Source organism: Pseudomonas sp. 30_B (genome assembly GCF_017491605.1).
Classification (GTDB): Bacteria; Pseudomonadota; Gammaproteobacteria; order Pseudomonadales; family Pseudomonadaceae; genus Pseudomonas.
On record NZ_JAFGYY010000016.1, the window covers coordinates 15,847 to 39,296 of the forward strand.

Annotated in this window: 22 protein-coding genes; 11 read left to right on the plus strand and 11 right to left on the minus strand. The window is 65.2% G+C overall.

Annotation, left to right across the window (positions count from 1 at the left end; genetic code table 11):
* Nucleotides 1-20 precede the first annotated feature (20 nt).
* The 6 genes from rfaH to J5M67_RS18005 form a co-directional block, all read right to left on the minus strand.
* Nucleotides 21-539 (minus strand): transcription/translation regulatory transformer protein RfaH, encoded by a 519-nt coding sequence (rfaH, locus tag J5M67_RS17980; protein ID WP_207886700.1) that lies wholly within the window; start codon nt 537-539, stop codon nt 21-23.
* 164 nt (nt 540-703) lie between these two features.
* Nucleotides 704-2,917: a polysaccharide biosynthesis tyrosine autokinase gene (locus J5M67_RS17985; protein WP_207886701.1), complete on the minus strand. Its 2,214-nt coding sequence runs from the start codon at nt 2,915-2,917 to the stop codon at nt 704-706.
* A 31-nt stretch (nt 2,918-2,948) separates the two neighbouring features.
* Nucleotides 2,949-3,878, minus strand: coding sequence for a glycosyltransferase (locus J5M67_RS17990; RefSeq protein ID WP_207886702.1), 930 nt, complete (start codon nt 3,876-3,878; stop codon nt 2,949-2,951).
* A gap of 2 nt (nt 3,879-3,880) precedes the next feature.
* On the minus strand, nt 3,881-5,401 hold the full coding sequence (locus J5M67_RS17995; RefSeq protein WP_207886703.1) for a lipopolysaccharide biosynthesis protein: 1,521 nt from the start codon (nt 5,399-5,401) through the stop codon (nt 3,881-3,883).
* A gap of 10 nt (nt 5,402-5,411) precedes the next feature.
* The gene (locus J5M67_RS18000; protein ID WP_207886704.1) at nt 5,412-6,506 is read right to left on the minus strand and encodes a DegT/DnrJ/EryC1/StrS family aminotransferase; all 1,095 of its coding nucleotides are present in this window, start codon (nt 6,504-6,506) and stop codon (nt 5,412-5,414) included.
* Between the two features lie 52 nt (nt 6,507-6,558).
* Entirely contained in the window at nt 6,559-7,971 is a 1,413-nt protein-coding gene (locus J5M67_RS18005) for a hypothetical protein (protein ID WP_243434738.1), read from the minus strand.
* Between the two features lie 237 nt (nt 7,972-8,208).
* On the opposite strand from J5M67_RS18005, the gene J5M67_RS18010 reads away from it, so the two are divergent.
* A complete protein-coding gene (locus J5M67_RS18010) occupies nt 8,209-8,406 on the plus strand; it encodes a hypothetical protein (protein ID WP_207886705.1) in 198 nt (65 codons plus the stop codon).
* Between the two features lie 608 nt (nt 8,407-9,014).
* Here the strand turns inward: J5M67_RS18010 and J5M67_RS18015 are convergent.
* Together J5M67_RS18015 and desA are read right to left on the minus strand one after the other, a co-directional pair.
* Nucleotides 9,015-9,986, minus strand: coding sequence for a sensor domain-containing diguanylate cyclase (locus tag J5M67_RS18015; protein ID WP_207886706.1), 972 nt, complete (start codon nt 9,984-9,986; stop codon nt 9,015-9,017).
* Nucleotides 9,987-10,122: 136 nt separating this feature from the next.
* The gene (gene desA / locus J5M67_RS18020; protein ID WP_207886707.1) at nt 10,123-11,304 is read right to left on the minus strand and encodes a delta-9 fatty acid desaturase DesA; all 1,182 of its coding nucleotides are present in this window, start codon (nt 11,302-11,304) and stop codon (nt 10,123-10,125) included.
* 165 nt (nt 11,305-11,469) lie between these two features.
* Here desA and J5M67_RS18025 point away from each other — a divergent pair, with 165 nt between their 5' ends.
* The 6 genes from J5M67_RS18025 to J5M67_RS18050 all read left to right on the plus strand — a co-directional run bounded on the left by J5M67_RS18025 (nt 11,470) and on the right by J5M67_RS18050 (nt 18,454).
* Nucleotides 11,470-13,752, plus strand: a complete 2,283-nt coding sequence (locus J5M67_RS18025) for a bifunctional diguanylate cyclase/phosphodiesterase (protein WP_207886708.1) — start codon at nt 11,470-11,472, stop codon at nt 13,750-13,752.
* A gap of 131 nt (nt 13,753-13,883) precedes the next feature.
* Entirely contained in the window at nt 13,884-14,066 is a 183-nt protein-coding gene (oscA, locus tag J5M67_RS18030) for a sulfur starvation response protein OscA (RefSeq protein ID WP_152227217.1), read from the plus strand.
* A 160-nt stretch (nt 14,067-14,226) separates the two neighbouring features.
* The gene (locus J5M67_RS18035) at nt 14,227-15,225 is read left to right on the plus strand and encodes a sulfate ABC transporter substrate-binding protein (protein WP_207886709.1); all 999 of its coding nucleotides are present in this window, start codon (nt 14,227-14,229) and stop codon (nt 15,223-15,225) included.
* Nucleotides 15,226-15,490: 265 nt separating this feature from the next.
* Nucleotides 15,491-16,309 carry a sulfate ABC transporter permease subunit CysT gene (gene cysT / locus J5M67_RS18040; RefSeq protein WP_207886710.1) on the plus strand — a complete coding sequence of 273 codons (819 nt, stop codon included), beginning with the start codon at nt 15,491-15,493 and terminating at the stop codon, nt 16,307-16,309.
* Nucleotides 16,310-16,319: 10 nt separating this feature from the next.
* Nucleotides 16,320-17,192, plus strand: a complete 873-nt coding sequence (cysW, locus tag J5M67_RS18045; RefSeq protein ID WP_207886711.1) for a sulfate ABC transporter permease subunit CysW — start codon at nt 16,320-16,322, stop codon at nt 17,190-17,192.
* Nucleotides 17,193-17,464: 272 nt separating this feature from the next.
* Entirely contained in the window at nt 17,465-18,454 is a 990-nt protein-coding gene (locus J5M67_RS18050) for a sulfate/molybdate ABC transporter ATP-binding protein (protein WP_207886712.1), read from the plus strand.
* A gap of 83 nt (nt 18,455-18,537) precedes the next feature.
* On the opposite strand, the gene J5M67_RS18055 is transcribed toward J5M67_RS18050, so the two are convergent.
* On the minus strand, nt 18,538-19,119 hold the full coding sequence (locus J5M67_RS18055; RefSeq protein WP_207886713.1) for a TetR/AcrR family transcriptional regulator: 582 nt from the start codon (nt 19,117-19,119) through the stop codon (nt 18,538-18,540).
* A 92-nt stretch (nt 19,120-19,211) separates the two neighbouring features.
* On the opposite strand from J5M67_RS18055, the gene J5M67_RS18060 reads away from it, so the two are divergent.
* Both J5M67_RS18060 and J5M67_RS18065 read left to right on the plus strand, forming a co-directional pair.
* Nucleotides 19,212-19,943, plus strand: coding sequence for an SDR family oxidoreductase (locus tag J5M67_RS18060; RefSeq protein ID WP_207886714.1), 732 nt, complete (start codon nt 19,212-19,214; stop codon nt 19,941-19,943).
* Between the two features lie 35 nt (nt 19,944-19,978).
* The gene (locus tag J5M67_RS18065; protein WP_207886715.1) at nt 19,979-20,569 is read left to right on the plus strand and encodes a 2-hydroxychromene-2-carboxylate isomerase; all 591 of its coding nucleotides are present in this window, start codon (nt 19,979-19,981) and stop codon (nt 20,567-20,569) included.
* A 164-nt stretch (nt 20,570-20,733) separates the two neighbouring features.
* Here the strand turns inward: J5M67_RS18065 and J5M67_RS18070 are convergent, their stop codons facing one another.
* Nucleotides 20,734-21,135: a hypothetical protein gene (locus J5M67_RS18070; protein ID WP_207886716.1), complete on the minus strand. Its 402-nt coding sequence runs from the start codon at nt 21,133-21,135 to the stop codon at nt 20,734-20,736.
* Between the two features lie 128 nt (nt 21,136-21,263).
* On the opposite strand from J5M67_RS18070, the gene J5M67_RS18075 reads away from it, so the two are divergent.
* Nucleotides 21,264-22,067 carry a helix-turn-helix domain-containing protein gene (locus J5M67_RS18075; protein ID WP_207886717.1) on the plus strand — a complete coding sequence of 268 codons (804 nt, stop codon included), beginning with the start codon at nt 21,264-21,266 and terminating at the stop codon, nt 22,065-22,067.
* Nucleotides 22,068-22,073: 6 nt separating this feature from the next.
* Here the strand turns inward: J5M67_RS18075 and J5M67_RS18080 are convergent, their stop codons facing one another.
* Nucleotides 22,074-22,598 (minus strand): DUF962 domain-containing protein, encoded by a 525-nt coding sequence (locus tag J5M67_RS18080; RefSeq protein ID WP_207886718.1) that lies wholly within the window; start codon nt 22,596-22,598, stop codon nt 22,074-22,076.
* 75 nt (nt 22,599-22,673) lie between these two features.
* On the opposite strand from J5M67_RS18080, the gene J5M67_RS18085 reads away from it, so the two are divergent.
* Complete coding sequence (locus J5M67_RS18085) at nt 22,674-23,363, plus strand: Crp/Fnr family transcriptional regulator (protein ID WP_207886719.1); 690 nt, start codon at nt 22,674-22,676, stop codon at nt 23,361-23,363.
* The last annotated feature ends 87 nt before the right edge of the window (nt 23,364-23,450 follow it).

Below are 23,450 nucleotides of genomic sequence, written 5' to 3' on the forward strand. Positions count from 1 at the left end.
TGGTGCGTCTCCCTCGTCGATCACCGGGCACTCAGGCCCGCCATCTTTGCCCCGGAGACCGCCGAGAGCTGGTTCAGGGGGACGCGCACGCGCTGTTCGCGCTGCAGCAGGTTGAGCAGGATCAGTGCCCGCTCGGCGCCGTCGTCACAGAGGAAGATCGCCTCCACCTCGCAGTCGCCGGCACAGTGCAGGTGCACCACCTGGCCCTGCTCGAAACGCCTGGCCGGGCGCTCGGGCATCTCCCGCGAACGTCGGCGGATGTCTTCCACCAGCTCGTCGGCCACCGGCAGCGGTTGCGGGCCGAAGCTGACGATGCGCGCCACGCCACGGGTGGAGCGGATCGGGAACCAGTTGTCGTGCTGCTGATCCAGGTTGATGAACAGGTAGCCGGGGAACAGCGGTTGCGGCCGCGGGCCCTGCCCGACCACCGGCCGGTAGCAGGTGAAGCCCTGGCGGGTCAGGTTTTCCTCGGCGCGCAGCTCCTGGTGCGGTTTGGTCTGGATCAGGTACCAGCGATGAAGGGGGTCGGCGTGACTCATGATGCGTATGCCTCGGCGCCCGGGCGGGCGATGAGTGAGGACGGGGCCGGGCGTTCCAGGGAACGGCACCCCGAGGTGAGTGGAAGTTGCCTGGCGGGTCGCACCCTGGCCCGTCATGAGCGGCGGGCCGGGCAGGAAGACGCCAGAGGTCGGTGAGTGGGGTTTCACTCGCGGTTGTCGTAGCGGTAGGCGTAGGCGCCGTAGTCGTAGGCAGCGGTCGAGGCCTTGCGCATGACGCCATTGAGGATCGCGCCCTGCAGCTGGATGCCATTCTGGCCGAGGCGGCGGCGAGCGGTGTCGATCTCGCTGGCCGGGCTCTGGCCGAAGCGGGTCACCAGCAGGTTGATGCCGCACAGCCGGCCGACCAGCGAGGCGTCGGTCACCGCCAGCACCGGCGGGGTGTCGATGATGACCAGGTCGTACATCGCCGAAGCGTCGCGCAGCAGCTGGGCGAAGTTTTCGTTCATCAGCAGCTCCGATGGATTCGGCGCGGCAAAACCGCAGGAGATGAAGTCCAGGTCCGGCACCTCGGTCGCCAGGATCACCTCGCTCAACGGGCGACCGGAGCTCAGCGCATCGGACAGGCCATGCCGCGGGATCAGCCCGAAGACCCGGTGCAGGTAGCCCTTGCGCATGTCGGCGTCGACCAGCAGGGTGCGCAGGCCGGACTGGGCGATGATCGCCGCCAGGTTGCAGGAGACGAACGACTTGCCGGCGCCGGGCGCGGGGCTGGTAAGCATCACCACGTTGTTGCGCGCTTCCAGCAGGGCGAAATGCAGGTTGGTGCGCAGGCTGCGCAACGCCTCGTTGGCCAGGTCGCCCGGATTGGCGGCGGCCAGCAGCTTGGGCGCATGGGCGGTGATATCGCCCTTGCGCTCCCGCTCCAGGCGCTCCTGCTGGCGCGAATACGGCACCGCCGCGAGCACCGGCAGGCCAAGCTGCTCGATCGCCTCGGGATTCTCCACGCCCCGATAGAAGGCCTGGCGCAGGAACAGGATGCCCATGGCGACGCAGAAGCCGACCAGGGTGGAGAGCAGTACGATGATCTTGCGCATCGGTTTGGCCGGCTTCTCGACGTCGGCCTGGGCAGTGTCGATCACCCGGACGTTGCCGATGGTGCCGGCGCGCAGGATGTCCTGTTCCTGGGCCTTGTCCAGCACGGTGGTGTAGGTCTGCTGGGTGACGCGCATGTCACGGGAGAGACGCAACAGTTCCTGCTGAGTGGACGGCAGGGCCTGGATGCGTCCCTGCAATGCGACCTTGCGTGCCTCCAGGCTGCTCACCTGCTTGAGCAGCGCCTGGTAGGTCGGATGGCTGGGCGCGTAGAGGCGGTCGTACTCGGCGCGCTTGAGCTTGAGATCGGAGAGCTGGTTGTCGATGCCCACCACCTGGTCCAGTACGCCACGGGTCTCGACCGTGATGTCGGCGGACTTGGCACTGGTCTGGTAGGCGTTGTAGGCGGCTTCGGCGCGTTCCAGTTCCATGCGCACCGCCGGCAGCTGCGAGCGCAGGAACTGCAGGCGCTGGGAAGCTTCGGCGGAACTGCGCTCGACATTCTGCAGCACGTAGAGATGGGCGATCTTGTCGAGGATGAGGTCGGCCTGCCCCGCGTTGGGGTCCTCCAGGGTCATGTAGATGATCCCGGAATCCTTGCCGGCCTCGACCACCTTGAGCAGCTTCTGATAGGCCAGGGTGGCGGTCAGCAGACGGTCACGGGTGAGGATGAATTCGGTGCCCGGGTGCGCCACGAGCTCGTCCACCTCAATGGTGAAGCCCTTGTCGATCACGGTCTTGTTCACCTCGCCGCGCAGCAGCTGTTCGCCGTCGGCATTGAGCAGGACGTAGGCGCCGCCGTTCTCGGCAACCAGGGTCAGCGGCTCGCCGAGATACTCTTCAGGCACTTCCAGCTGGTACACCTTGATCTGCTCGCCACCCCAGGCGAAGGCGCCCATGCCGAACAGAGGCGGTGCCAGCGGTTGCTCCGGAGTCGGCTTGAAATGCCGCGCCAGGAAGTCCCCCACCAGCGGCATATGCCGGGGCTTGGCGGTGATGTAGAGCTTGAGCGTCTCCACGGCCTTGCCGAGCACCGCGCGGGACTTCAGCAGCTCGATCTCGGTGGAGGCCAGGGAGACCGAGTCGGGACGGTTGATCACCTCCGGCGTGCCATTGAGGCCGTTCTTCTTCTGCTCGACCTGGATCATCGCGCCCGACACGTAGATCGGCGTGGCGAGCAGCGCATAGATCAGGCCCAGCGTCGCGAACAGCCCGGTGACGACGATGATCATTCGCTTGTGGTCGAAGAGCAGGCGCAGCAGACCCGCCACGTCGATACGAGTGTCCTGGACGTTCTCCAGGGACGAGTGGGGCATGATACTCATGGACATCCATCCTCCAGTGAGATGACGCGGCTCAGCGTGCGTGGATCGGGTTCAGTCGCTTGAGCAGGTTCAGGCCGTGGTTGCCGATCAGCAGCAGGAACGCCTCGATCTTGCGTGGCACGGGAATCGCGGCCATCGACAGGCGGCAGACCTGGACCAGGAAGTACTCGTGGAGCGCCTGGTCGCCAATGCGCTGGTAGTAGCGCGACAGGCAGTAGTAGGTGTGCAGCGCCATCCGCTGCTGCACCTGTTCGGCCTGCATGGAGAAGATTCCGCCCTCGTGCTGGCGGTAAGCCGCAGGGCCGATCTGTCCGAGGAACTTGCCCTTGCCATAGGCGCCCAGCAGCGACCACCAGCACAGGTCGCCCATGCGGATGCTGCGCAGCTCCTCGGGCATTTCGCCCAGGACATTGCGGAAGCAGGCGGTCAGGGTCGAAATGGCCCGCGCCTGTTGCAGCTCCCGGCGGCTGGCGTCGCGGCGGTTGCGGCCGGTGAGTTGCGGCGACTTGACCACCCCGCTCTCGTCGAAGACGTAGGCGTCGTGATAGGTGATCACGTAGTCGGCGTTGCGTTCGAGGAAGTCGACCTGGATCTGCAGCTTGTGCGGGTCGGTCCAGAAGTCGTCGCCCTCGCAGTAGGCGATGTAGCGGCCGCGCGCCTTGCGGAAGACCAGGATGCCCTGGGACACACCCTTGGAGTACTGGTTCTCCTTGTGAAAGATCGGCTTGATGATGTGCGGGTAACGGGCGGCGTAATCGGCGATCACCTCGGTGGTGCCGTCGGTGGAGGCGTCGTCGTTGACCAGCACCTCGAAACGGAAGTCGGTGATCTGCTCAAGGAAACTGTCCAGCGTACGGCCGATGTAATCCACCTGGTTGTAGGCCAGGCAAACGATGCTCAACAGGGGTTCGGGCGCTGCCGGCCAGTTGGAGAGAATCTGCAGCTCGGAACGGATGCCCATCTCTAGACACTCGGTTTCTGGAACGGTTTGAACAGACGCAGCAGCGCGGCAGCGCAGCCCACGCCCACCAGGCCCTGGGTGATCGCTCCGCAGACGCCCAGCGCCAGCAGCAGGGACGGGCGCTCGCCGGAGCGGGCCAGCAGTGCGTAGACGGGCTCGCTGAGCAGCAACCCGACGCCGCTCAGCGCGGCGATCGACAGCGTGTCGCGCAGCCAGGGCCAGTGCAGGTCATGGCCGAAGCGACGGTGCACGAGCGGCGGCAGGATCAGGAAGGACGCCACGCGCAGGCCGAACCAGCACAGCGCCACGCCTTGCACGCCGTACAGGTAGGCGGTGGCCACCACCAGCGGAATGCTCACCAGCGCGGACGCCACGGTGTACCAGACATGCAGCTGCAGCTGGCCATGGGCGTACTGCAGGTAGAACTGGAAACTGCCCACCGCCATCAGGCCGGCGCCGAGCACATACCAGACCAGTACCGGCTGGCACCAGTTGGCGGCCACGGTATCGCCGCTCCAGGCCAGCACCAGGTCATGACCATGAGCGGCGATCACCGCGACCATCGGTAGCAGCAGCACACAGACGAATCGGTTCGCCTTCAGATAGAGCTGCTGCATGTCTTCGTGGCGCCCCTCGGCGACCAGCATGGTCATGCGCGGCAGCAGCGACTGCGCCAGCGGATTGACCAGACTGAGGATGCCGCCGCTGATCAGCGCCACCAGGGAGAAATAGCCGTAGTCCCGCAACGGCATCAGGCTCGACAGCAAGACCTTGTCGAGCTGGGTAAGGACGATCCACAGGCCGGAGGTGAAGCTCATGCCGAGGGCGAAGGGAATCACCGGCCGCAGCGTATCCCAGCAGAAACGCGTGAACAGCCGCACTTCCATCCACAGGTAGGCCTTGCTGCCGAGCATCAGGGTCTCGAGCAACGACACCGCCACCTGGAACTGGAAGAACACCAGCGGGTCCTGGCTGACCCTGGCCACCAGCAGCAGGCCGCCGAAGTAGCGCAGGGTGGTGATGAAGATGTTGATCCCGTTGATCCAGCCGTGCAGCTCCAGCCCCTGCAGCGCACTGCGATACAGGGTGCCGTACAGGCGCAGGGCGACCAGCAGGCCCATCAGGCTGATGCACTGCGCCACCAGCATCGGGCTCAGTACATGGACGTTCAGCCAGCGTCCGGCGATCCACGGGCTGCCGGCATACACCGCCAGCGAGCTGAGCAGGGTCAGCGGCAGCAGGATCAGCTCGAAGGAGCGCAGCAGGCTGGCCTGGCCATAGGTTTCGCCCTGGGCGCCACGGACATGCGCCACCTGCCGCACCAGGGCCGGCGACAGGCCGACGTCCAGCAACAGCAGCCAGGACTGCAGCACCGCGAAGAAACCGATCAGGCCATAGGCTTCGGCGCCCAGGTGGCCCAGGTAGAACGGCTGGATCAGGATGCCGATGACGATCGCATAGGCCTGCCCCGCATAGTTCAGCAGGGTATTGCGGATCATCGACAGCGAGCGTTTGGCCGGCATGACCGCTTCCTCACACCGCCACGGCGACCCGGCCGGCTTCCATCTGCAGCACCTCGATCACCGCGTGCTGCACGTCCTGCGGCAGCCCCGGGTATATCGGCAGGCAGAGGATGCGCTGGCTCAATTCGCGCGAGATGGCTTGCGGTTGCTGTGGCGCGAGGTAGTCCAGGGTGTCCAGCGAGGGGTAGAAGTAACGCCGCGGATTGACCCCGATGGCATTCAATCCGCTGCGCACGCGCAGCAGCTGTGCCTCGTTGCGCAGCCCGATCGGGTAGTAGCTGTTGTTCTGTCGGCCGCCGGGCTGGAGGCTCTGCAGGTCGTAGTAGTCGCCCAGGGCGGCGTTGTAGCGGGCGGCGATTTCCTCGCGCTGGGAAAGGATGCTGTCGATGTCGTCGAGCAGGCACAGTCCCATGGCGGCGGAGAACTCGTTCATCTTGGCGTTGATCCCGGGGCCCACGATCTTGTCCACCCCGGCGATGCCGAAGTTGCACAGCAGGCGGATCTGCTTGGCTATCTCGTCATCGGAGGTAACGATGGCGCCGCCCTCGATGGTGTGGAACAGCTTGGTGGCGTGGAAGCTCAGGGTGCTCAGGTCGCCCCAGGCCAGCACCGAGCGGTCGCGGTAGCGCGAGCCGAAGGCATGGGCGCCGTCGTAGATCACCTTCAGGCGATTGCGCTGGGCCACCGCCTGGATCTCTTCCACCGCGCAGGGGTTGCCGAACACATGGGTGGCGACGATGGCCGTGGTGTCCGGCGCCAGGCTTGCCTCGATCAGTTGCGGATCGAGGTTCCAGGTCTTCGCGTCGATATCGGCGAAGCGCGGCCGGATGTGTTCCCACTCCAGGGTGCTGCTGGTGGCGACGAAGCTGAACGGCGTGGTCACCGCGCTCCCGGTCACGCCCAGCGCGCGGTAGGCCACTTGCAGGGCGATGGTGCCGTTGCAGGTGACGATCACATTGCGCACGCCCAGGAAGTCCTGCAGGCGTTCTTCCAGCTCTATGGAGAAGGGACCGTGGTTGGTCAGCCAGCCGGTGGCATAGATCTGCTCCACGTAGCGCTTGAACTTGTCCAGATCCCCCAGATACGTCTTGGTCACATTGATCACAGTCGCATCCCTCTGATGGATGAAAGTGCGTTGCGGGCCGCTGGCGCGCCAATCAGCCCAGCGCGGAGAGCGCGAAGGGAGCGCCGTCGAGCGGGGCGTCCAGGGCCGGCTCGGGCGCCTGCTGGGTGCGGCCGGCCAGGTGTTCCTGCAGGGCTTCGATGACCCGTCCGCTGGCGTCGTGGTGGAACTGCCAGACGCCGTAGATGCGGCTGTCGAAGGAGCGCTCGCTGCCGAGCATCGGGTTGGCCGCCAGTCCCGAGCCAAGGCCGAAGCTGTACAGCCCCGGGATCGGCTGGCCGTCGCAATCGCGCAGACAGCCGGAGGCGTCGGAGTCCAGCCCACCCTTGCTCTCGCGCACCTGCAACGGCTCGCCGTTGGCGTGGCGCATCGCCGGCAGGCACGGCTGGTAGCCGATGGCCTGGATTATCACGCCCGGCTCGCTGCAGCAGCGTTCCAGGCGCTCGCGGTTGGCCGGCGAACGGTCCTCCATCCGCAACAGCTCGACCTTCACCCGGGTGCCGCTGACATGGCCGTTGGCGAGCACGTCAGTCCCCACCTGATGGGCGCGGTAGCGCAGCCCGCCGGAGCGGTTGACCCGGCCGGACACCGGACACACGTCCATGCCCTCGTCCACCTTGTAGCCGGCGGCCAGCGCTTCCTCGACGCTCTCGAAGAACAGGCGGATCGGCGCACGGTGCATCAGGGTCAGCCGTTCGAGGCCGAGGCAATCGAGGGCGCAGGCCAGGTTGTCGAGTACCGAGAAGGCACTGTGGGAACCGCCGACCACGGTGAAATGGCTGTCCGGGGTCACCCGGTCGCCAAACAGCTCCACCAGTTCGGCGGGACTCAGACTGAGCAAGGCGTCGGAGGAGTAAACGATGGGACCGTCGTGGGCCAGGTGCAGGTCCTGCTCGGCCAGGCTCCAGTGCAGGTACTCGCGGGTCTGCCGGCCACCGAGATTGAGCACCAGTCCACCCGCCTCCACCTGCCAGGAACAGGAACCACTGCGCAGGGCCAGTTGGAAGCTGCCGTCGCCGTGGGCGGTAATCTTTTCGATACGGGTACCCAGTGCGACCTCGACGCCGAGGTGCTGGGTTACATAGCGCATGAACAATGTCGAGGCGTGCGCCAGCAACTCGCCCACTTGCGTGAGCATCGGCGCGCCGTGGGGATCGTTCTGCAGGGCGCGGAAGGCCGGCGAATGTTCCAGCGGAGCGAAGATCGGCAGCAGCGCCGGATCGCGCAGGCAGTCGAGGAACACGTCGCCCACCGAGTTGGCGGTGATGTGGTAATCCCCCAGCCGGCCGCGGCCGACCGCCAGCGCGGCATCCACAACCAGCAGGCCGGAACGCGCCAGGCTCGCCAGCGCCCCGGTCTTGTAGGCATTGAACAGAAACCCCATGCCTGCCGGGCCGGCACCACCGACCACACAGGCGTAGCTGGAACGAAAGGATTGATCGGTCATCAGCCTGACTCCCTAGCGAGCTCGGGGCGCGCGGGCCGCGCGGCTCTCGTCGTGATACCGGCACCACCGGCCGGCAAGCGGCGCGCATTCGCGCCGGAACTCCGTCACACACTGCGAGCACTGCGCGGGGACGGGGTGCATAAACGGCAAGTCGCCGCGGGCGAGTGCCGGAGAAAGCACTTCGGAAGCTGGCCGAAGTTGCACTTTCTGCGATAACGGAAATAGCGATTGGTGCTTATGAAGTTGCGCTGGAAGTTCATCCGCAACAAAAAGTCGCATAACGGGATGAATACGATTGGCGATATGTCCGAAGGTCGTATAAAACTTCAGTCGGGACTTATTATCACGCGCGAAACTCTCTTTTCTGGCACACCTGCCGGAGGCGCATATCTGCGCAACTGCGCTGGACTTCCCGCGTATATCGGCAGCCGCTGAAGGCACATCTGCCGCTTCGCTTGTTTCGGTCATCTACAGTGGCTCCGCTAACGGAGATCGCTGCGTAACCGGGCTTTCGGCAAAATTCGAAGACAAAGCTACCGCCCGAGTTCGAATGACCCGATTCCATCAACGATTCATCGACTGCTTATCCCTGTAGTGGCCGTTATTTTTCAGCGGGCAAAGCTACCGCCCCTCGGCCGATTCCGAAAATCTGGAAAACGACAGCAAAAAAGCCTCGCTTCCGTTGCGTTGGGCGCGACGGAAGTGCTCGTGCTGAGGACAGGAGGTGGTGGAAAGACAGGGGGGAAGGATCAACTCTTCCCTGACACGACACTCGTGAGACAACTCCCCTGGTGTCTCATCCAGACACCATTCGATATTGCTATGGGATTAGTAATAGTGGGGGGGGTGGAGGTATGTCAATCAACGATGTACCGAACCGCCAATAATCCGACAAAAGGCAAATTGAACTTCATAACTCATTGATTGTTAAGCCGCCAATTAAATGGCATTCCGGGATGAATGGAACGCCTTATTCTCCACGGTGTAACAATGGTATTAGTCGAAAAGTATTACTTTTGCCACCTGACGTAAACGGCAGTGTTTCATCCCTGAACTATGCGGTCCTTGCCGGTGCGCTTGGCCTCATACAAGGCCGCATCCGCGCGGCTGTATAGCGCCGACAGGTTCTGGTCGTCCGGCTGCAGCAGGGTCAGCCCCTGGCTGATGGTCACGCTGAAGTACTGCTCACCCTCGTTGAAGCGCAAGCGCTGAACTTCCCGTTGCAGGCGCTCGCCGATCTGCCGCGCCATCGTTTCGTTGCAGCCGGGCAACAGCACCGCGAATTCCTCGCCACCGATACGGCCGAACAGGTCGCCCCGGCGCAATGCGCCCGCCCCGCTCTGGGCAATCCGTTGCAGCACCACATCGCCCACCTGGTGGCCGTAGGCGTCGTTGATCTTCTTGAAGTCGTCGACATCCAGCAGCAGGAAGGCCAGCGACGTGGAGGTCGCCTTGCAGTCGCGGAAGGCCTGCTCGGCACTGTCGAAGAAGTAGCGGCGGTTGCTGCTCTGGGTCAGCACATCGGTGGTGGCCAGGCGGTGCAGCTCGGTCTCCATGTGCTTCTTGTCGGTGATGTCTTCGGCGACCCCGACGATCATCTGCGGCAGGCCGGCGTCGCCATGCTGGCTGAGGTAGCACTTGTCGCTCAGCCAGCGCACCTCGCCGTCGGCACGCAGGATGCGGTACTCGCGCTGCTCGATGACGCCGCGTTCGAGCACTTCCTGCAGGCTGCTCTGGGCGTAGTCCAGGTCATCGGGATAGATGCAGTTTTGCCATTCGCTGTAGTCCGCCAGCAGCAATGCCGCGGAGCGGCCGAAGATGCGCTCGTAGGCTGGGCTGACGTAGACCATGCGCTGCGCCTGCCAGTCCAAGGCCCAGAGGACCGAGTTGATGCTGGCCAGCAGCACGCTGAAGAGCTGCTCGCGTTCCTTGAGCCGCTGCACCTCGGCGCGGCTGTGCAGCAACGCCAGCAGCGCTTCGTCCTGATCCACAGGCATCTTGTTCTGTTCATCCATGGTTTGGCGCCTCCCGCTCATCGACCGGGGCTATGACCGCAAACTACGCCAAGCGGTTGCAAAGTAAACAAAAAGCCCGCCGAACGGCGGGCTTTCTTGCGACAGACTTCACATCGTCCTAGGACGACGCTGTCAGCTACACGGCGGGGCGCAGCGAGTAGGTCTTGAGCTGCTCGGCGAATTCCTTCAGCGACTGGATGCCGCTGGCTTCCGCCTCCTGCACCCACTGCTTGATCGCTGCCAGCATGTCGTGGCCGTTGGCGCTGGTCTTCACCCAGATCTGCTGCAGCGCCAGGCGCTTCTCGTAGATCACCTGCAGGGACTGGCTCTGCGCGAGCAGATCCTGGATGCGCGCGTGGTGGCGCTCTTCCAGCAGGCTGGTCTCCCGCGACAGCAGGCGCTTGGCGCGACGGAACAGGTGGCGCACCGATGCGTCGGCCTTGGCCAGTTCCTGTTTCACCAGCGGGCCGATCACCAGCTTGCGGTACTGGGCCATGATCTGGAAGCGGTTGTTGAGGATGGCCATGGCGGTATCCATGTCCAGGCTGCCCTTGCCTTCCACCCGGTGGGCGATGGGCGCCACGCGGGCCACCTTGGCCAGGCGGAGGAAGCTGAACAGCTTGATCCAGGCCCAGCCCAGGTCGAACTCCCACTTCTTCACCGACAGCTTGGCCGAGTTCGGGTAGGTGTGGTGGTTGTTGTGCAGCTCTTCGCCACCGATCAGGATGCCCCAGGGCACCAGGTTGGTGGCGGCGTCGCGGCACTCGAAGTTGCGGTAGCCGATGGCATGGCCCAGGCCATTGATCACGCCGGCGGCCCATACCGGAATCCACGCCATCTGCACCGCCCAGACGGTCAGTCCGAGGGCGCCGAACAGGGCCACGTCGATCAGAACCATCAGCACGATGCCGCCCAGCGGGTAGCGGCTGTAGACCTTGCGCTCCAGCCAGTCGTCCGGGCAGTTCTTGCCGTAGATGCGCAGGGTGTCCTCGTTCTTCGCTTCTTCGCGATAGAGCTCCGCGCCGCGCCGCAGGACGGTGCCCAGGCCCTTGTACACCGGGCTGTGCGGATCGTCGGCGGTTTCGCACTTGGCGTGGTGCTTGCGGTGGATGGCGGTCCACTCGCGGGTGTTCATGCCCGTGGTCATCCACAGCCAGAAACGGAAGAAGTGTTGCAGCGCGGGGTGCAGTTCGAGGGCGCGGTGCGCGGAATAGCGATGCAAATAAACGGTGACACTGACGATGGTGATATGCGTCAGGACCAGGGTGACCGCCACCAGTTGCCATGGCGACAGGTCAAGGAAACCGTTGTACCACATGGTCGATAATGAACCTCGGAAGTGGTGAAAGAGCGACCTTGCCGGACAAGGCCAGCTCGCATTATCACCAAGCGAGTCCGGAAAACCATCCGGTCTTTTAGATAAGAACGACCGCCTGCGGGCATCCTTTATACTGCGTAGCCAATACCTTCACCTCGCCACCGCATGAACCCTCGACTTAGCGCCCTCCGCATCAGCCTGCTGTACCTGGTGCTCGCCGCCCTCTGGATGCTGCTGGGTGACCATTGGTTACAAATGGTCTTCCCCGAGCCGGTCCAGCTGCTGCGTTGGATGACCGTCAAGAAGTTCGTGTTCCTGGGTATCAGCGCCCTGCTGCTGTTCCTGCTGCTGCAGCGGCACTTCCACCGCCAGCACGCCACCGTCAATGCCCTGGCCAATCGCGAGGAACGCCTGAGCCGCGCGCTGAGCGTGGTCGAGGATGGCGTCTGGGACTGGGACCTGCGCAACCAGCGCATCTACTACTCACCGGGGTATTCCAATCTGATCGGCCTGCCCTGCGAGCGCCTGAGCGACGATGCCCTGCTCTGGGAAAACCGCCTGCACCCCGATGACCGCAGCGCCACCCTCGCTGCCTACCAGGACCACATCGACGGCCTGAGCGAGCAGCTCGACTGCGTCTACCGCATCCTCCACAGCGACGGCGGCTACCGCTGGGTCCACGCCCGCGGGCGCGTCGAGCGCAGCGCCAGCGGCGAAGCCTTGCGCATGACCGGCGTCAGCCGCGACATCACCCGCCAGCGCAGCAACGAGGACCACCTGCGCCAGGCCGCGGCGGTGTTCGAGGCGACCCAGGAAGGCCTGCTGGTCACCGACAGCCGCGGCATCATCGTGCACACCAATCCCTCGTTCTCGCGCATCACCGGCTACGCGGTGGAAGACGTGCTCGGCGGTCAGCCGTCGCTCCTCAAGTCCGGCCGGCAGGACGCCGCCTTCTACCAGCGCATGTGGGAAGCCCTGCTGCGCGACGGCGCGTGGAGCGGCGAGATATGGAACCGCCGCAAGAGCGGCGAGGTGTACCCGCAGTGGCAGCACATCCGCGCGGTGCGCAACGACCAGGGCCAGCTGACCCATTATGTGGCGGTGTTTTCCGACCTCAGCAGCCTCAAGCGCTCGCAGCACGAACTGGACTTCCTCGCCCACCACGATCCGCTCACCGGCTTGCCCAACCGCCTGCTGCTGCGCGAGCGCATCGAGCAGGCCATCGCCCGCGCCGAACGCGAACAGGGCGGAGGCGCCCTGCTGGTGATCGACCTCGATCACTTCAAGCACATCAACGACAGCCTTGGGCACAGCACCGGCGACCGGCTGATCAAGGCCATCGCCGAACGCCTGCAGGCCGTCCTCGACGAACGCTGCTCCCTGGCGCGCCTGGGCGGCGACGAGTTCGCGGTGGTTCTCGAAAGCCCGCAGCAACAGCATGCCAGCAGCCTCGCCCAGCGCCTTCTGGAGGCGATGCACGCGCCCTTCGAGGTCGACGGACAGACCATCTACATGTCCGTCAGCCTGGGCGTGAGCCTGTTCCCCGAGGACGCACGCAACGTCGACTACCTGATGCAGCACGCCGACGCCGCGCTGTTCCAGGCCAAGGCCAGCGGCCGCAGCCTGTATGCCTTCTACACCCCGGAGCTGACCGCCCGCGCGCGCTCCCATGTGCAGGTCGAAACCGCGCTGCGCCACGCGCTGGACCACGACGAACTGCGCATCTACTTCCAGCCGGTGCACGACCTCGCCAGCGGGCGCATGGTCGGCGTCGAGTCGCTGGTGCGCTGGCAGCATCCGCAGCGTGGCCTGGTGCCGCCCAGCGAGTTCATCCCCGTAGCCGAGGAATCCGGGCTGATCACCGCCCTCGATGCCTGGATGCTCGACCAGGCCTGTCGCCAGATGCGCGCCTGGCTCGATGCCGGCATCACCCTGGACTTCATCGCGGTGAACGTTTCCAGCCGCCTGTTCAGCCGTGGCGGGCTGGAAGAGCGCGTCGCCCTGGCGCTGCAGCAGAGCGGGCTGGAACCCCACCACCTGGAGCTGGAGGTCACCGAGAGCGCGGTGATGCAGAACTTCGACCAGGGCCTGGAACTGCTCTGCCAGCTGCGCCTGCTCGGCGTACACCTGTCCATCGACGACTTCGGTACTGGCTACTCCTCGCTGATGCGCCTGAAACGCATGCCGGTGCATAAGCTGAAGATCGACCAGGGCTTCGTCGCCGGCCTGCCCGATGACGCCGAGGATGCCGCCATCGCCTGCGCGGTAATCGCCCTGGGCCAGAGCATGGGTCTGCAGGTGGTCGCCGAAGGCATCGAACGCCCCGACCAGGCCGCCTTCCTCCTCACCCACGCCTGCGACTTCGGCCAGGGCTACTGGTACGACAAGCCGCAACCCGCGCAGGCTCTGCTGGCGAAGCTGCCGCGCCAGAGCGGCCAACCGCTCTAAAAACTTTCTGATATATAAAAATTCTTAAACAGTATTTTTAAGAATATCCAGCTCCTGCCTATGATGCGCCCACACCGCACGAACGGCGCCCGGAAGCGACCTCGCGGTCAACCCACTAGGAGCAGATACCCATGAGCGCAACCCTCCGTAGCCTGGACGGCCAGGAAGAAGCCAACATCCTGCGCGAAGTGCAGAGCGCCTTGCGTGGCCTGCGTTTCGGCGCCGTCGAGATCACCGTGCACAACGGCCAGGTGGTGCAGATCGAGCGCAAGGAAAAATTCCGCCTGCAGCAGAGCCCCGGCAAGCAAGCCTGAGCCTGAACCGCGAACCGACTGGACACCCGGAGCGTCGCCATGACCGAACAGCCCCACCGGTATTGCAGCTGTCAGCCACGAATGCGTGGCTGACACCGCCCCTCCCCCGAAAGACTCTGCCCAACAAACATAAAGAACTGCATTTTTTCAGGAGCTGCACATGTCCATCCGCCGTTTCGCCCTGGCCGCCCTCGCCAGCGCACTGATTGCCGGCCCGGTTTCCGCCGCCACCCAACTGCTGAACGTTTCCTACGATCCGACCCGCGAGCTGTACCAGGCCTACAACAGCGCCTTCATCAAGCACTGGAAGGCCCAGGGCGGTGACGACCTGACCGTGCAGCAATCCCACGGTGGCTCGGGCAAACAGGCCCGCGCCGTGATCGACGGCCTGAAGGCCGACGTGGTGACCCTGGCCCTGGCCGGCGACATCGACGAACTGAACAAGCTGGGCCAGTTGCTGCCCGCCGACTGGCAGGCCCGCCTGCCCGACAACAGCACCCCCTACACCTCGACCATCGTGTTCCTGGTGCGCAAGGGCAACCCCAAGGGCATCAAGGACTGGGGCGACCTGACCAAGCAGGGCGTGGAAGTCATCACCCCGAACCCGAAGACCTCCGGCGGCGCCCGCTGGAACTTCCTCGCCGCCTGGGCCTGGGCCAAGAAACAGTACGGTAGCGAAGAGAAGGCGCAAGCCTACGTGAAGGACCTGTACAAGCACGTCCCGGTTCTGGACACTGGCGCCCGCGGTTCGACCATCACCTTCGTCAACAACAACATCGGCGACGTGCTGCTGGCCTGGGAGAACGAAGCCTTCCTGGCCAAGAAGGAACAGGGCGGCGAGAACTTCGAGATCGTCGTTCCGTCCGTGTCCGTCCTGGCCGAGCCGCCGGTGGCCGTGGTCGACAAGAACGTCGACAAGAAAGGCACCCGCAAGGTCGCCGAGGAATATCTGAAGTACCTGTACAGCGAAGAAGGCCAGCGCATCGCCGCGCAGAACTTCTACCGCCCGCGTAACGCCAAGGTCGCCGCCGAGTTCGCCAACCAGTTCCCGAAACTGAACCTGGTGACCATCGACAAGGACTTCGGCGGCTGGAAAGTCGCGCAGCCCAAGTTCTTCAACGACGGCGGCATCTTCGACAAGATCTACCAGGCGCAGTGATGCGCCACCCGCCCGGCCTTGCGCCGGGCACCCGATCCGCGCGGGCCGGTGCACAGCCCGCGCGGAACGAAAACCCCCGCCCCATGGCGGGGGCACAGAATCTGTTTACGATCTTGCGAGCTAGGGCAGGACAAGGCGAAAACAGGCGAGGAAGCGCAGTTTACGAGCGGTAAATGAGCATTCCGAGCCTGTTTTCAACGCAGTCATGCCGACGCGCAGCAGATCGTAATCAGGTTCTCAACGCGTTAATGAGAAAGGACAGCAAATGTCACGACGCATCTCCCCGGTCATACCCGGCTTCGGGCTGACTCTGGGCTACACCCTGGTGTATCTCAGCCTGTTGGTGCTGATTCCGCTGGGGGCCATGTTCCTCAAGACGACCCACCTTTCCTGGGATCAGTTCTGGGCCATCATCACCGCACCGCGGGTCATCGCCGCGCTCAAGCTGAGCTTCGGCACGGCACTGATCGCCGCCCTGATCAACGGCGTGATCGGCACCCTGCTGGCCTGGGTGCTGGTGCGCTACCGCTTCCCGGGGCGCAAGATCATCGACGCGATGATCGACCTGCCCTTCGCCCTCCCCACCGCCGTGGCCGGTATCGCGCTCACCGCGCTGTACGCGCCCAGCGGCCTGGTCGGCCGCTTCGCCACCGAGATCGGCCTGAAGATCGCCTACACCCCGCTGGGCATCACCCTGGCGCTGACCTTCGTGGTCCTGCCCTTCGTGGTGCGCACGGTGCAGCCGGTGCTGGCGGACATCCCGCGTGAAGTGGAAGAAGCCGCTGCGTGCCTGGGCGCCAAGCCGCTGCAGGTATTCCGCCACGTGCTTCTGCCGGCGCTGCTGCCGGCCTGGCTGACCGGTTTCGCCCTGGCCTTCGCCCGCGGTGTCGGCGAATACGGCTCGGTGATTTTCATTGCCGGCAACATGCCGATGAAGACCGAGATCCTGCCGCTGCTGATCATGGTCAAGCTGGACCAGTACGACTACACCGGCGCCACCGCCATCGGCGTGCTGATGCTGGTCGTCGCCTTCGTCCTGCTGCTGTTGATCAACCTGCTGCAACGCCGCATCGAAACGCCCTGAGGAGCGCGCCATGAGTACCGCAAGCCTTTCCGCCGCGGCCGCTGCCAACGCGGCTCGCCGGGGTAATGTCTGGGGCCGCCGCGCCCTGATCGCGCTGGCCTGGCTGGCCTTTGCCCTGTTCCTGCTGCTGCCGCTGTTCGTGGTGCTGAGCGAGGCGCTGAAGCAGGGCTTCGGCACCTTCTTCGAAGCCATCCTGGAACCCGATGCGCTGGCCGCGCTGAAGCTGACGCTGATCGCCGTGGGCATCTCGGTACCGCTGAACCTGGTGTTCGGCGTCGCCGCCGCCTGGTGCGTGACCAAGTTCGAGTTCCCCGGCAAGAGCATCCTGGTGACCCTGATCGACCTGCCGTTCTCGGTCTCGCCGGTGATCGCCGGCCTGATCTACGTGCTGCTGTTCGGCGCCCAGGGCTACTTTGGCCAATGGCTGTCGGACCACGACATCCAGATCGTCTTCGCCGTGCCCGGCATCGTCCTGGCCACCATCTTCGTCACCTTCCCCTTCGTCGCCCGCGAACTGATCCCGCTGATGCAGGAACAGGGCACCCAGGAGGAAGAGGCCGCGCGCCTGCTCGGCGCCAACGGCTGGCAGATGTTCTGGCACGTGACCCTGCCGAACATCAAATGGGGCCTGATCTACGGCGTGGTGCTGTGCACCGCGCGGGCCATGGGCGAGTTCGGCGCGGTGTCGGTGGTCTCCGGACACATCCGCGGCGTCACCAACACCCTGCCGCTGCACGTCGAAATCCTCTACAACGAATACAACCACGTCGCCGCTTTCAGCGTCGCCACCCTGCTGCTGCTGATGGCCCTGGTCATCCTGCTGCTCAAGCAGTGGAGCGAATCGCGCCTGACCCGCGCCAAAGTAAAAGCTGACGATGAGTAGGGAACCTCACCCTCGAATAAATCGCACCTGCGGCGGAGGCCATTTTTGCGCAGGGCAAGGAAGGAGGAGAGACGTTTGGTTTCCCCAAATGAACGACGAGTGACGCAGCCATGCGCAAAAATGGCCCCGCCCCTTCGGGTTGCGCCCAAAAGCACGCCATGCGGCGTTGCGGGGCTTGATAAGGGGATCACCATTACCTACGCCCCGCGCCTTGCCTGGCGTGCTTTTGGGCAGCAACGCAGGCGCGATTTATTCGAGGGTGAGGTTCGGCCATGAGCATCGAGATCCGTAACGTCAGCAAGAACTTCAACGCCTTCAAGGCGCTGAACGATATCAACCTGGATATCCACAGCGGCGAGCTGGTCGCCCTGCTCGGCCCGTCCGGCTGCGGCAAGACTACCCTGCTGCGCATCATCGCCGGCCTGGAGACCCCGGACGCCGGCAACATCGTGTTCCACGGCGAGGACGTTTCGCAGCACGACGTGCGCGATCGCAACGTCGGCTTCGTGTTCCAGCATTACGCGCTGTTCCGCCACATGACGGTGTTCGACAACGTCGCCTTCGGCCTGCGCATGAAGCCCAAGAGCGAACGCCCGAGCGAGTCGCGCATCGCCGAGAAGGTCCACGACCTGCTCAACATGGTGCAGCTGGACTGGCTGTCCGACCGCTACCCGGAACAACTCTCCGGCGGCCAGCGCCAGCGTATCGCCCTGGCCCGCGCACTGGCGGTGGAACCGAAGATCCTGCTGCTGGACGAACCCTTCGGCGCCCTCGACGCCAAGGTGCGCAAGGAGCTGCGCCGCTGGCTGGCGCGCCTGCACGAGGAGATCAACCTGACCTCCGTGTTCGTCACCCACGACCAGGAAGAGGCGATGGAAGTCGCCGACCGCATCGTGGTGATGAACAAAGGCGTGATCGAGCAGATCGGCTCCCCGGGCGAGGTCTACGAGAACCCGGCCAGCGACTTCGTCTACCACTTCCTCGGCGACTCCAACCGCCTGCACATCGGCGGTGACGAGCACGTGCTGTTCCGCCCGCACGAGGTCTCGCTGTCGCGCTCCGAAGTGGCCGAGCACCGCGCCGCCGAAGTCCGCGACATCCGCCCGCTGGGCGCGATCACCCGGGTGACCCTGAAGGTGGAAGGCCAGGACGAACTGATCGAGGCCGAAGTGGTGAAGGACCACGACAGCCTGACCGGCCTCGCCCGCGGCGAGACGCTGTACTTCAAGCCGAAGGCCTATCAGCCGGTGGCGAATATCTGATCGGGCGTCTCTGCTTTTCGTAGGAGCGAGCTTGCTCGCGAACAACCCCCGCTGCGGGGCCGGGTTCGCGAGCAAGCTCGCTCCTACACAGGTGCGTCCTGCGACGTCTCATCCAGATGCCGCAGCAGGAAATCCCGGCTCGACTCGATGATCGCCTTCTGCGTCTTCTCGCCGGCAACCATCCGCGCCAGCATCAGCGCCCCCACGCACTGCGCCAGCAGCGCCCAGGCATCTTCCGGCGAACCCAGCACATCGGCCCACGCCTGCTGCAAGTCCACCAGCGCGTCCTCGGCGCTCTGCCGCACGGTTTTGTCGGCGCGGGCGATCTCCGCCCCGAGCGCGGGAATCGCGCAACCGGCGCTGGCGTCCTGTACGTGGGTGACGCTCAGATAACGCTTCAGCCCACGTTCCAGTCGCGCCCGGTCCAGCACCTTGCCCTTGGCCGCCAGCCGTTCGACGCTCTGCTGCAACTCACGCTCGACGATGGCCGCAAACAGTTCGTCCTTCGACCCGAAGTGGTTGTAGAACGCCCCGCCGGACAAGCCCACCGCCTTCATCAGCCCATCCACGCCAGTGGTGGCGAAGCCGCCCTGCTTGGCGAGGGCGCCGCTGCTGTCGAGCAGGCGCTGGTGGGTTTCTTCCTTGTGGGTGGCTGAGTAGCGCATCGGGGCGACTCCGGCGAAGCAAGTTGACGGTCCGCCGGAGGATAGCATAACGTTCGTTTACCTAACGACCGTTTACCAAAGAGGAGACGAGGATGTCGCAGAACAAGAAAGTCGTACTGGTCATCGGCGCGGGTGACGCTACTGGGGGCGCCATCGCCCGTCGTTTCGCCCGCGAGGGCTATGTCGCCTGTGTCACCCGCCGCTCGGCCGACAAGCTGCAGCCGCTGGTGGACGCCATCCGCGCCGACGGCGGCGAGGCCCACGGCTTCGCCTCCGACGCCCGCAACGAAGAAGCGGTGATCGAGCTGGTGGAAACCATCGAGCGCGACATCGGCCCCATCGAAGCCTTTGTCTTCAACATCGGCGCCAACGTGCCGTGCAGCATCCTCGAAGAGACTGCGCGCAAATACTTCAAGATCTGGGAAATGGCCTGCTTCTCCGGTTTCCTCACCGGCCGCGAAGTGGCCAAGCGCATGGTCAAGCGCCAGCGCGGAACGATCCTCTTCACCGGCGCCACCGCCGGCCTGCGCGGTGCTTCCGGCTTTGCCGCCTTTGCCGGGGCCAAGCACGGCATCCGCGCGCTGGCCCAGAGCATGGCTCGCGAGCTGGGGCCGATGGGCCTGCACGTCGCCCACGTAGTGGTGGACGGTGCCATCGACACCGAATTCATCCGCGAGACCTTCCCCGAGCGCTACGCGCTGAAGGACCAGGACGGCATCCTCGATCCCGAGCACATCGCCGACAGCTACTGGTATCTGCACTCTCAGCCGTGCGATGCCTGGACTTTCGAGCTGGATCTGCGCCCGTGGATCGAGCGCTGGTGATCGCCCCATAACGACAACAAGAAAGAGAGCCACTCATGAGCAAGAGCGTCGAGTTCTACTTCGATTTCGGCAGCCCGACTACCTACCTGGCCTACACCCAGTTGCCGAAAATCTGCGCCGAAACGGGCGCCGAACTGGTCTACCGCCCCGTGCTGCTGGGCGGCGTGTTCCAGGCCACCGGCAATGCCTCGCCCATCGCCATCCCGGCCAAGGGCCGCTACACCCTGATCGACATGCTGCGTTTCGCCCGCCGCTACGGTGTGCCGTTGCAGATGAACCCGCACTTCCCAATCAACACCCTCACCCTGATGCGCGCCGCCACCGGCATTCAGATGCGCCAGCCGGAACGCTTCGAAGCGCTGCTGGCCTGTGTGTTCAAGGGCATGTGGGTGGACGCACTGAACCTGGGCGACCCCGCTGTGCTCGGCCCTTTGCTGGCCGAGGCGGGCTTCGACCCGCAGGCGCTGCTGGCGCTGACCGCCGAGCAGGAGGTGAAGGACGCGCTGAAGGCCAACACCGAGGCGGCGATCAAGCGCGGGATGTTCGGCGCGCCGACGATGTTCGTCGGCGACGAGATGTTCTTCGGGCAGGATCGCCTCGACTTCGTCCGCGAGGCCTTGGCATAAAGCGGTTCGCGAGCAAGCTCGCTCCTACGAAGAGCGCACCCTGTAGGAGCGAGCTTGCTCGCGAACATCAGAGCACCGTAGGGCGCATAACCTGGAACAGGTTATCCGCCGGCCACTATCCGGCGGATAACGCTGGCGCGTTATCCGCCCTACGGGTGTTGCAGTTACAGGGCCAGGACTGCCGACCGCCGCAGGCCGAAGAACTCCAGCTCGGCCAGCAGCAGTACCACCAGCGCCTGCCCAATGACGAAGGCGTAGCCCAGGGTGGTCGGCTGCACGTAACCGGTCACCAGCAGGGTCGCGCTTTCCACCACCCACAGCGCGTTCAAGGCGATCACCGCCCAGACGCCGGTGCGCGACAGCAGCGGCTGGTTGCTCATCCAGTAGAGCACCAGCGCCAGCGGCAAGAGCACGATGCCAGCCACCATCAGCAGGACGAACGGCAGACCGAACAGCTCGCCCAGCGGTTGCGCGGCCAGGGCCATCAGCAGGCCCATGGCGCCACCGGCGATGGCATCGACTTTCAGGGTGAGACGAAGCAGCGGGGAGGGTTGCAGCAGAGTCATGGCGAAGCTCCTTCAGGGATCGCCACCGGTTGGCGGCGTGTGGCTGAAGAATCCGCCGCAGACGTAGGTGCGTCGATTACCTGCCAGGTAATGGCCGTACCGCCTGCGCAGGTCTATCGTTCGATCCCATGAACAGTCCAGCCCAGACCAACCCAGCCCAACCAGTCGGCGCCCTGCTCCGCCAATGGCGCCAGCGCCGCCGGCTCAGCCAGCTCGACCTCGCCTGCGACGCGGAGATTTCCACGCGCCACCTGAGCTTCGTCGAAACCGGGCGAGCCTTGCCCAGCCGCGAGATGCTCCTGCATCTGGCCGAACAGCTGGACATCCCCCTGCGCGAACGCAACCGCCTGCTCAGCGCCGCCGGCTACGCCCCGGTGTACTCGGAGAAGGGTCTGGACGACCCGGCACTGACCGTGGCGAAACAGGCCATCGACCAGTTGCTCAAAGCCCACGAGCCGAACCCGGCGATGGTGGTGGACCGCCATTGGAACCTGCTGGCGTCCAACCGTACGGTGGACATCTTCCTGATCGGCGTCGATCCGGAGTTGCTGCAGCCGCCGATCAACGTGCTGCGCATGAGCCTGCACCCCAAGGGGCTGGCGCCGCGCATCCTCAATCTGGGGCCGTGGAAGGCGCATGTGGTGGAGCGCCTGCAGCGCGACTTCGAAGCCAGCGGCGATCCCGCGCTGGCGGCATTGCGTGACGAGGTGGCGGCCTACCCGGCGCCGCCCTACGACGAGGCGGCCAATGGCGACATGGTGCTGATCCCGGTGCAGCTGCAGACGGAGCTGGGCGTGTGCAGCCTGATCGGCACCATCACGGTGTTCGGCACGCCGGTGGACGTGACGCTGTCGGAACTGGCCCTGGAAACCTTCTTCCCGGCCGACCCCGACAGCGCGCGGATCCTTCGCCAGCTCAGCGGCACGGACTGAACCGAATCAGGCGGTCGCCTTCTTCTCGCGGATGCAGGTGGGGCCGGCGCGCTCTTCCACGGCGTGGCGCACCTCATCGCGCAGGCCAAGCAGGAAGGCCGCTTCGGCGGCGACGAACAGCGGGCCGACGATCAGTCCGGTGAGGTCGTCGACAAACGCCGGCTTGCGCCCTTCGTACCAGTGGCCGACGAACTGGATGACCCAGCCCACCACGAACAGGCCGATACCCCAGCCGAGCCAGTAGGCGGTGGTGCCGGCGGCGAGCGCCGCGCCGATCCACAGCGACAGCGCCAGCAGCGCCGTCATCAGCAGGCCGAAGCGCAGGTCCAGGCGCAGGTAGAAGACCACCGAGGCCAGCGCCAGCAGCGTGGCGGGCGAGACCGGCAGGCCGGCCAGTTCGAAGCCGGGGCGCGACAGCAGGGTGGCAATGGCCAGCACGATCATCGGGATGCCGACGAAATGGCTGACGATGTTCCGCCGGTCCCGGTGGTAGGCGGCATATTGGGCAAGGTGATCGACCAGACTTTTCATTGTTGTTCTCCCGCAAGGTGCTGGCATGATGGCGTTTGCACGCAGCCCCACTCTGTCAATTAGCCGACAAAGCCCATGACCGCCAACCGCTCCTACCTGCCCCGCCTCGATGAAGGCCGCTGGTTCCAGGCCCTGCCCGAGAACCTGCGCCACGCGCTGTGCGATGCCGCCGTGGTGCGCCGACTGCCGGCCGGGCAGCGTCTATTCGCCCGTGGCGACGCACCCTGCGGCCTGTATTGCGTGGTGGAAGGCGCGATGCGCGTCAGCGTGGTCGGCGAGAGCGGCAAGGAAGCGCTGCTGGCGCTGGTCGAGGCGCCCAACTGGTTCGGCGAGATCTGCCTGTTCGACGGCCAGCCGCGCACCCATGACGCCTACGCCGAGGGCGCCACCGTGCTCCTGCAGGTCCCGCTTGCGCCACTGCAGGCGCTGCTGGCGCAGCACCCGGAGTACTGGCGCGATTTCGCCCTGCTGATGAGCCACAAGCTGCGCATCACCTTCGCCGTACTGGAAGAGCTGTCGCTGCTGCCCGCCGCGCCGCGCCTGGCCCGGCGCCTGCTGATGATCGCCGAGGGCTATGGCGAGTCGGCCACCTGCAAGCGCGAGCTGCACCTGCCGCAGGAGCAGTTGGCGGCCATGCTGTCGCTGTCGCGGCAGACCACCAACCAGATCCTCAAGGACCTGGAGGCCCAGGGCATCCTCCGCCTGAGCTATGGCGGCATCGAGATTCTCGACCGCGAGCGCCTGCGCCACGCCGCGCATGCCTGAGCACTCGACCTGACGAATCCTCCTTTTGGATGGTTGCAGCGGCTCCGTTCGGCGCTAGCCTTGGAGTGGCTGCAACCCCGGCGCCGA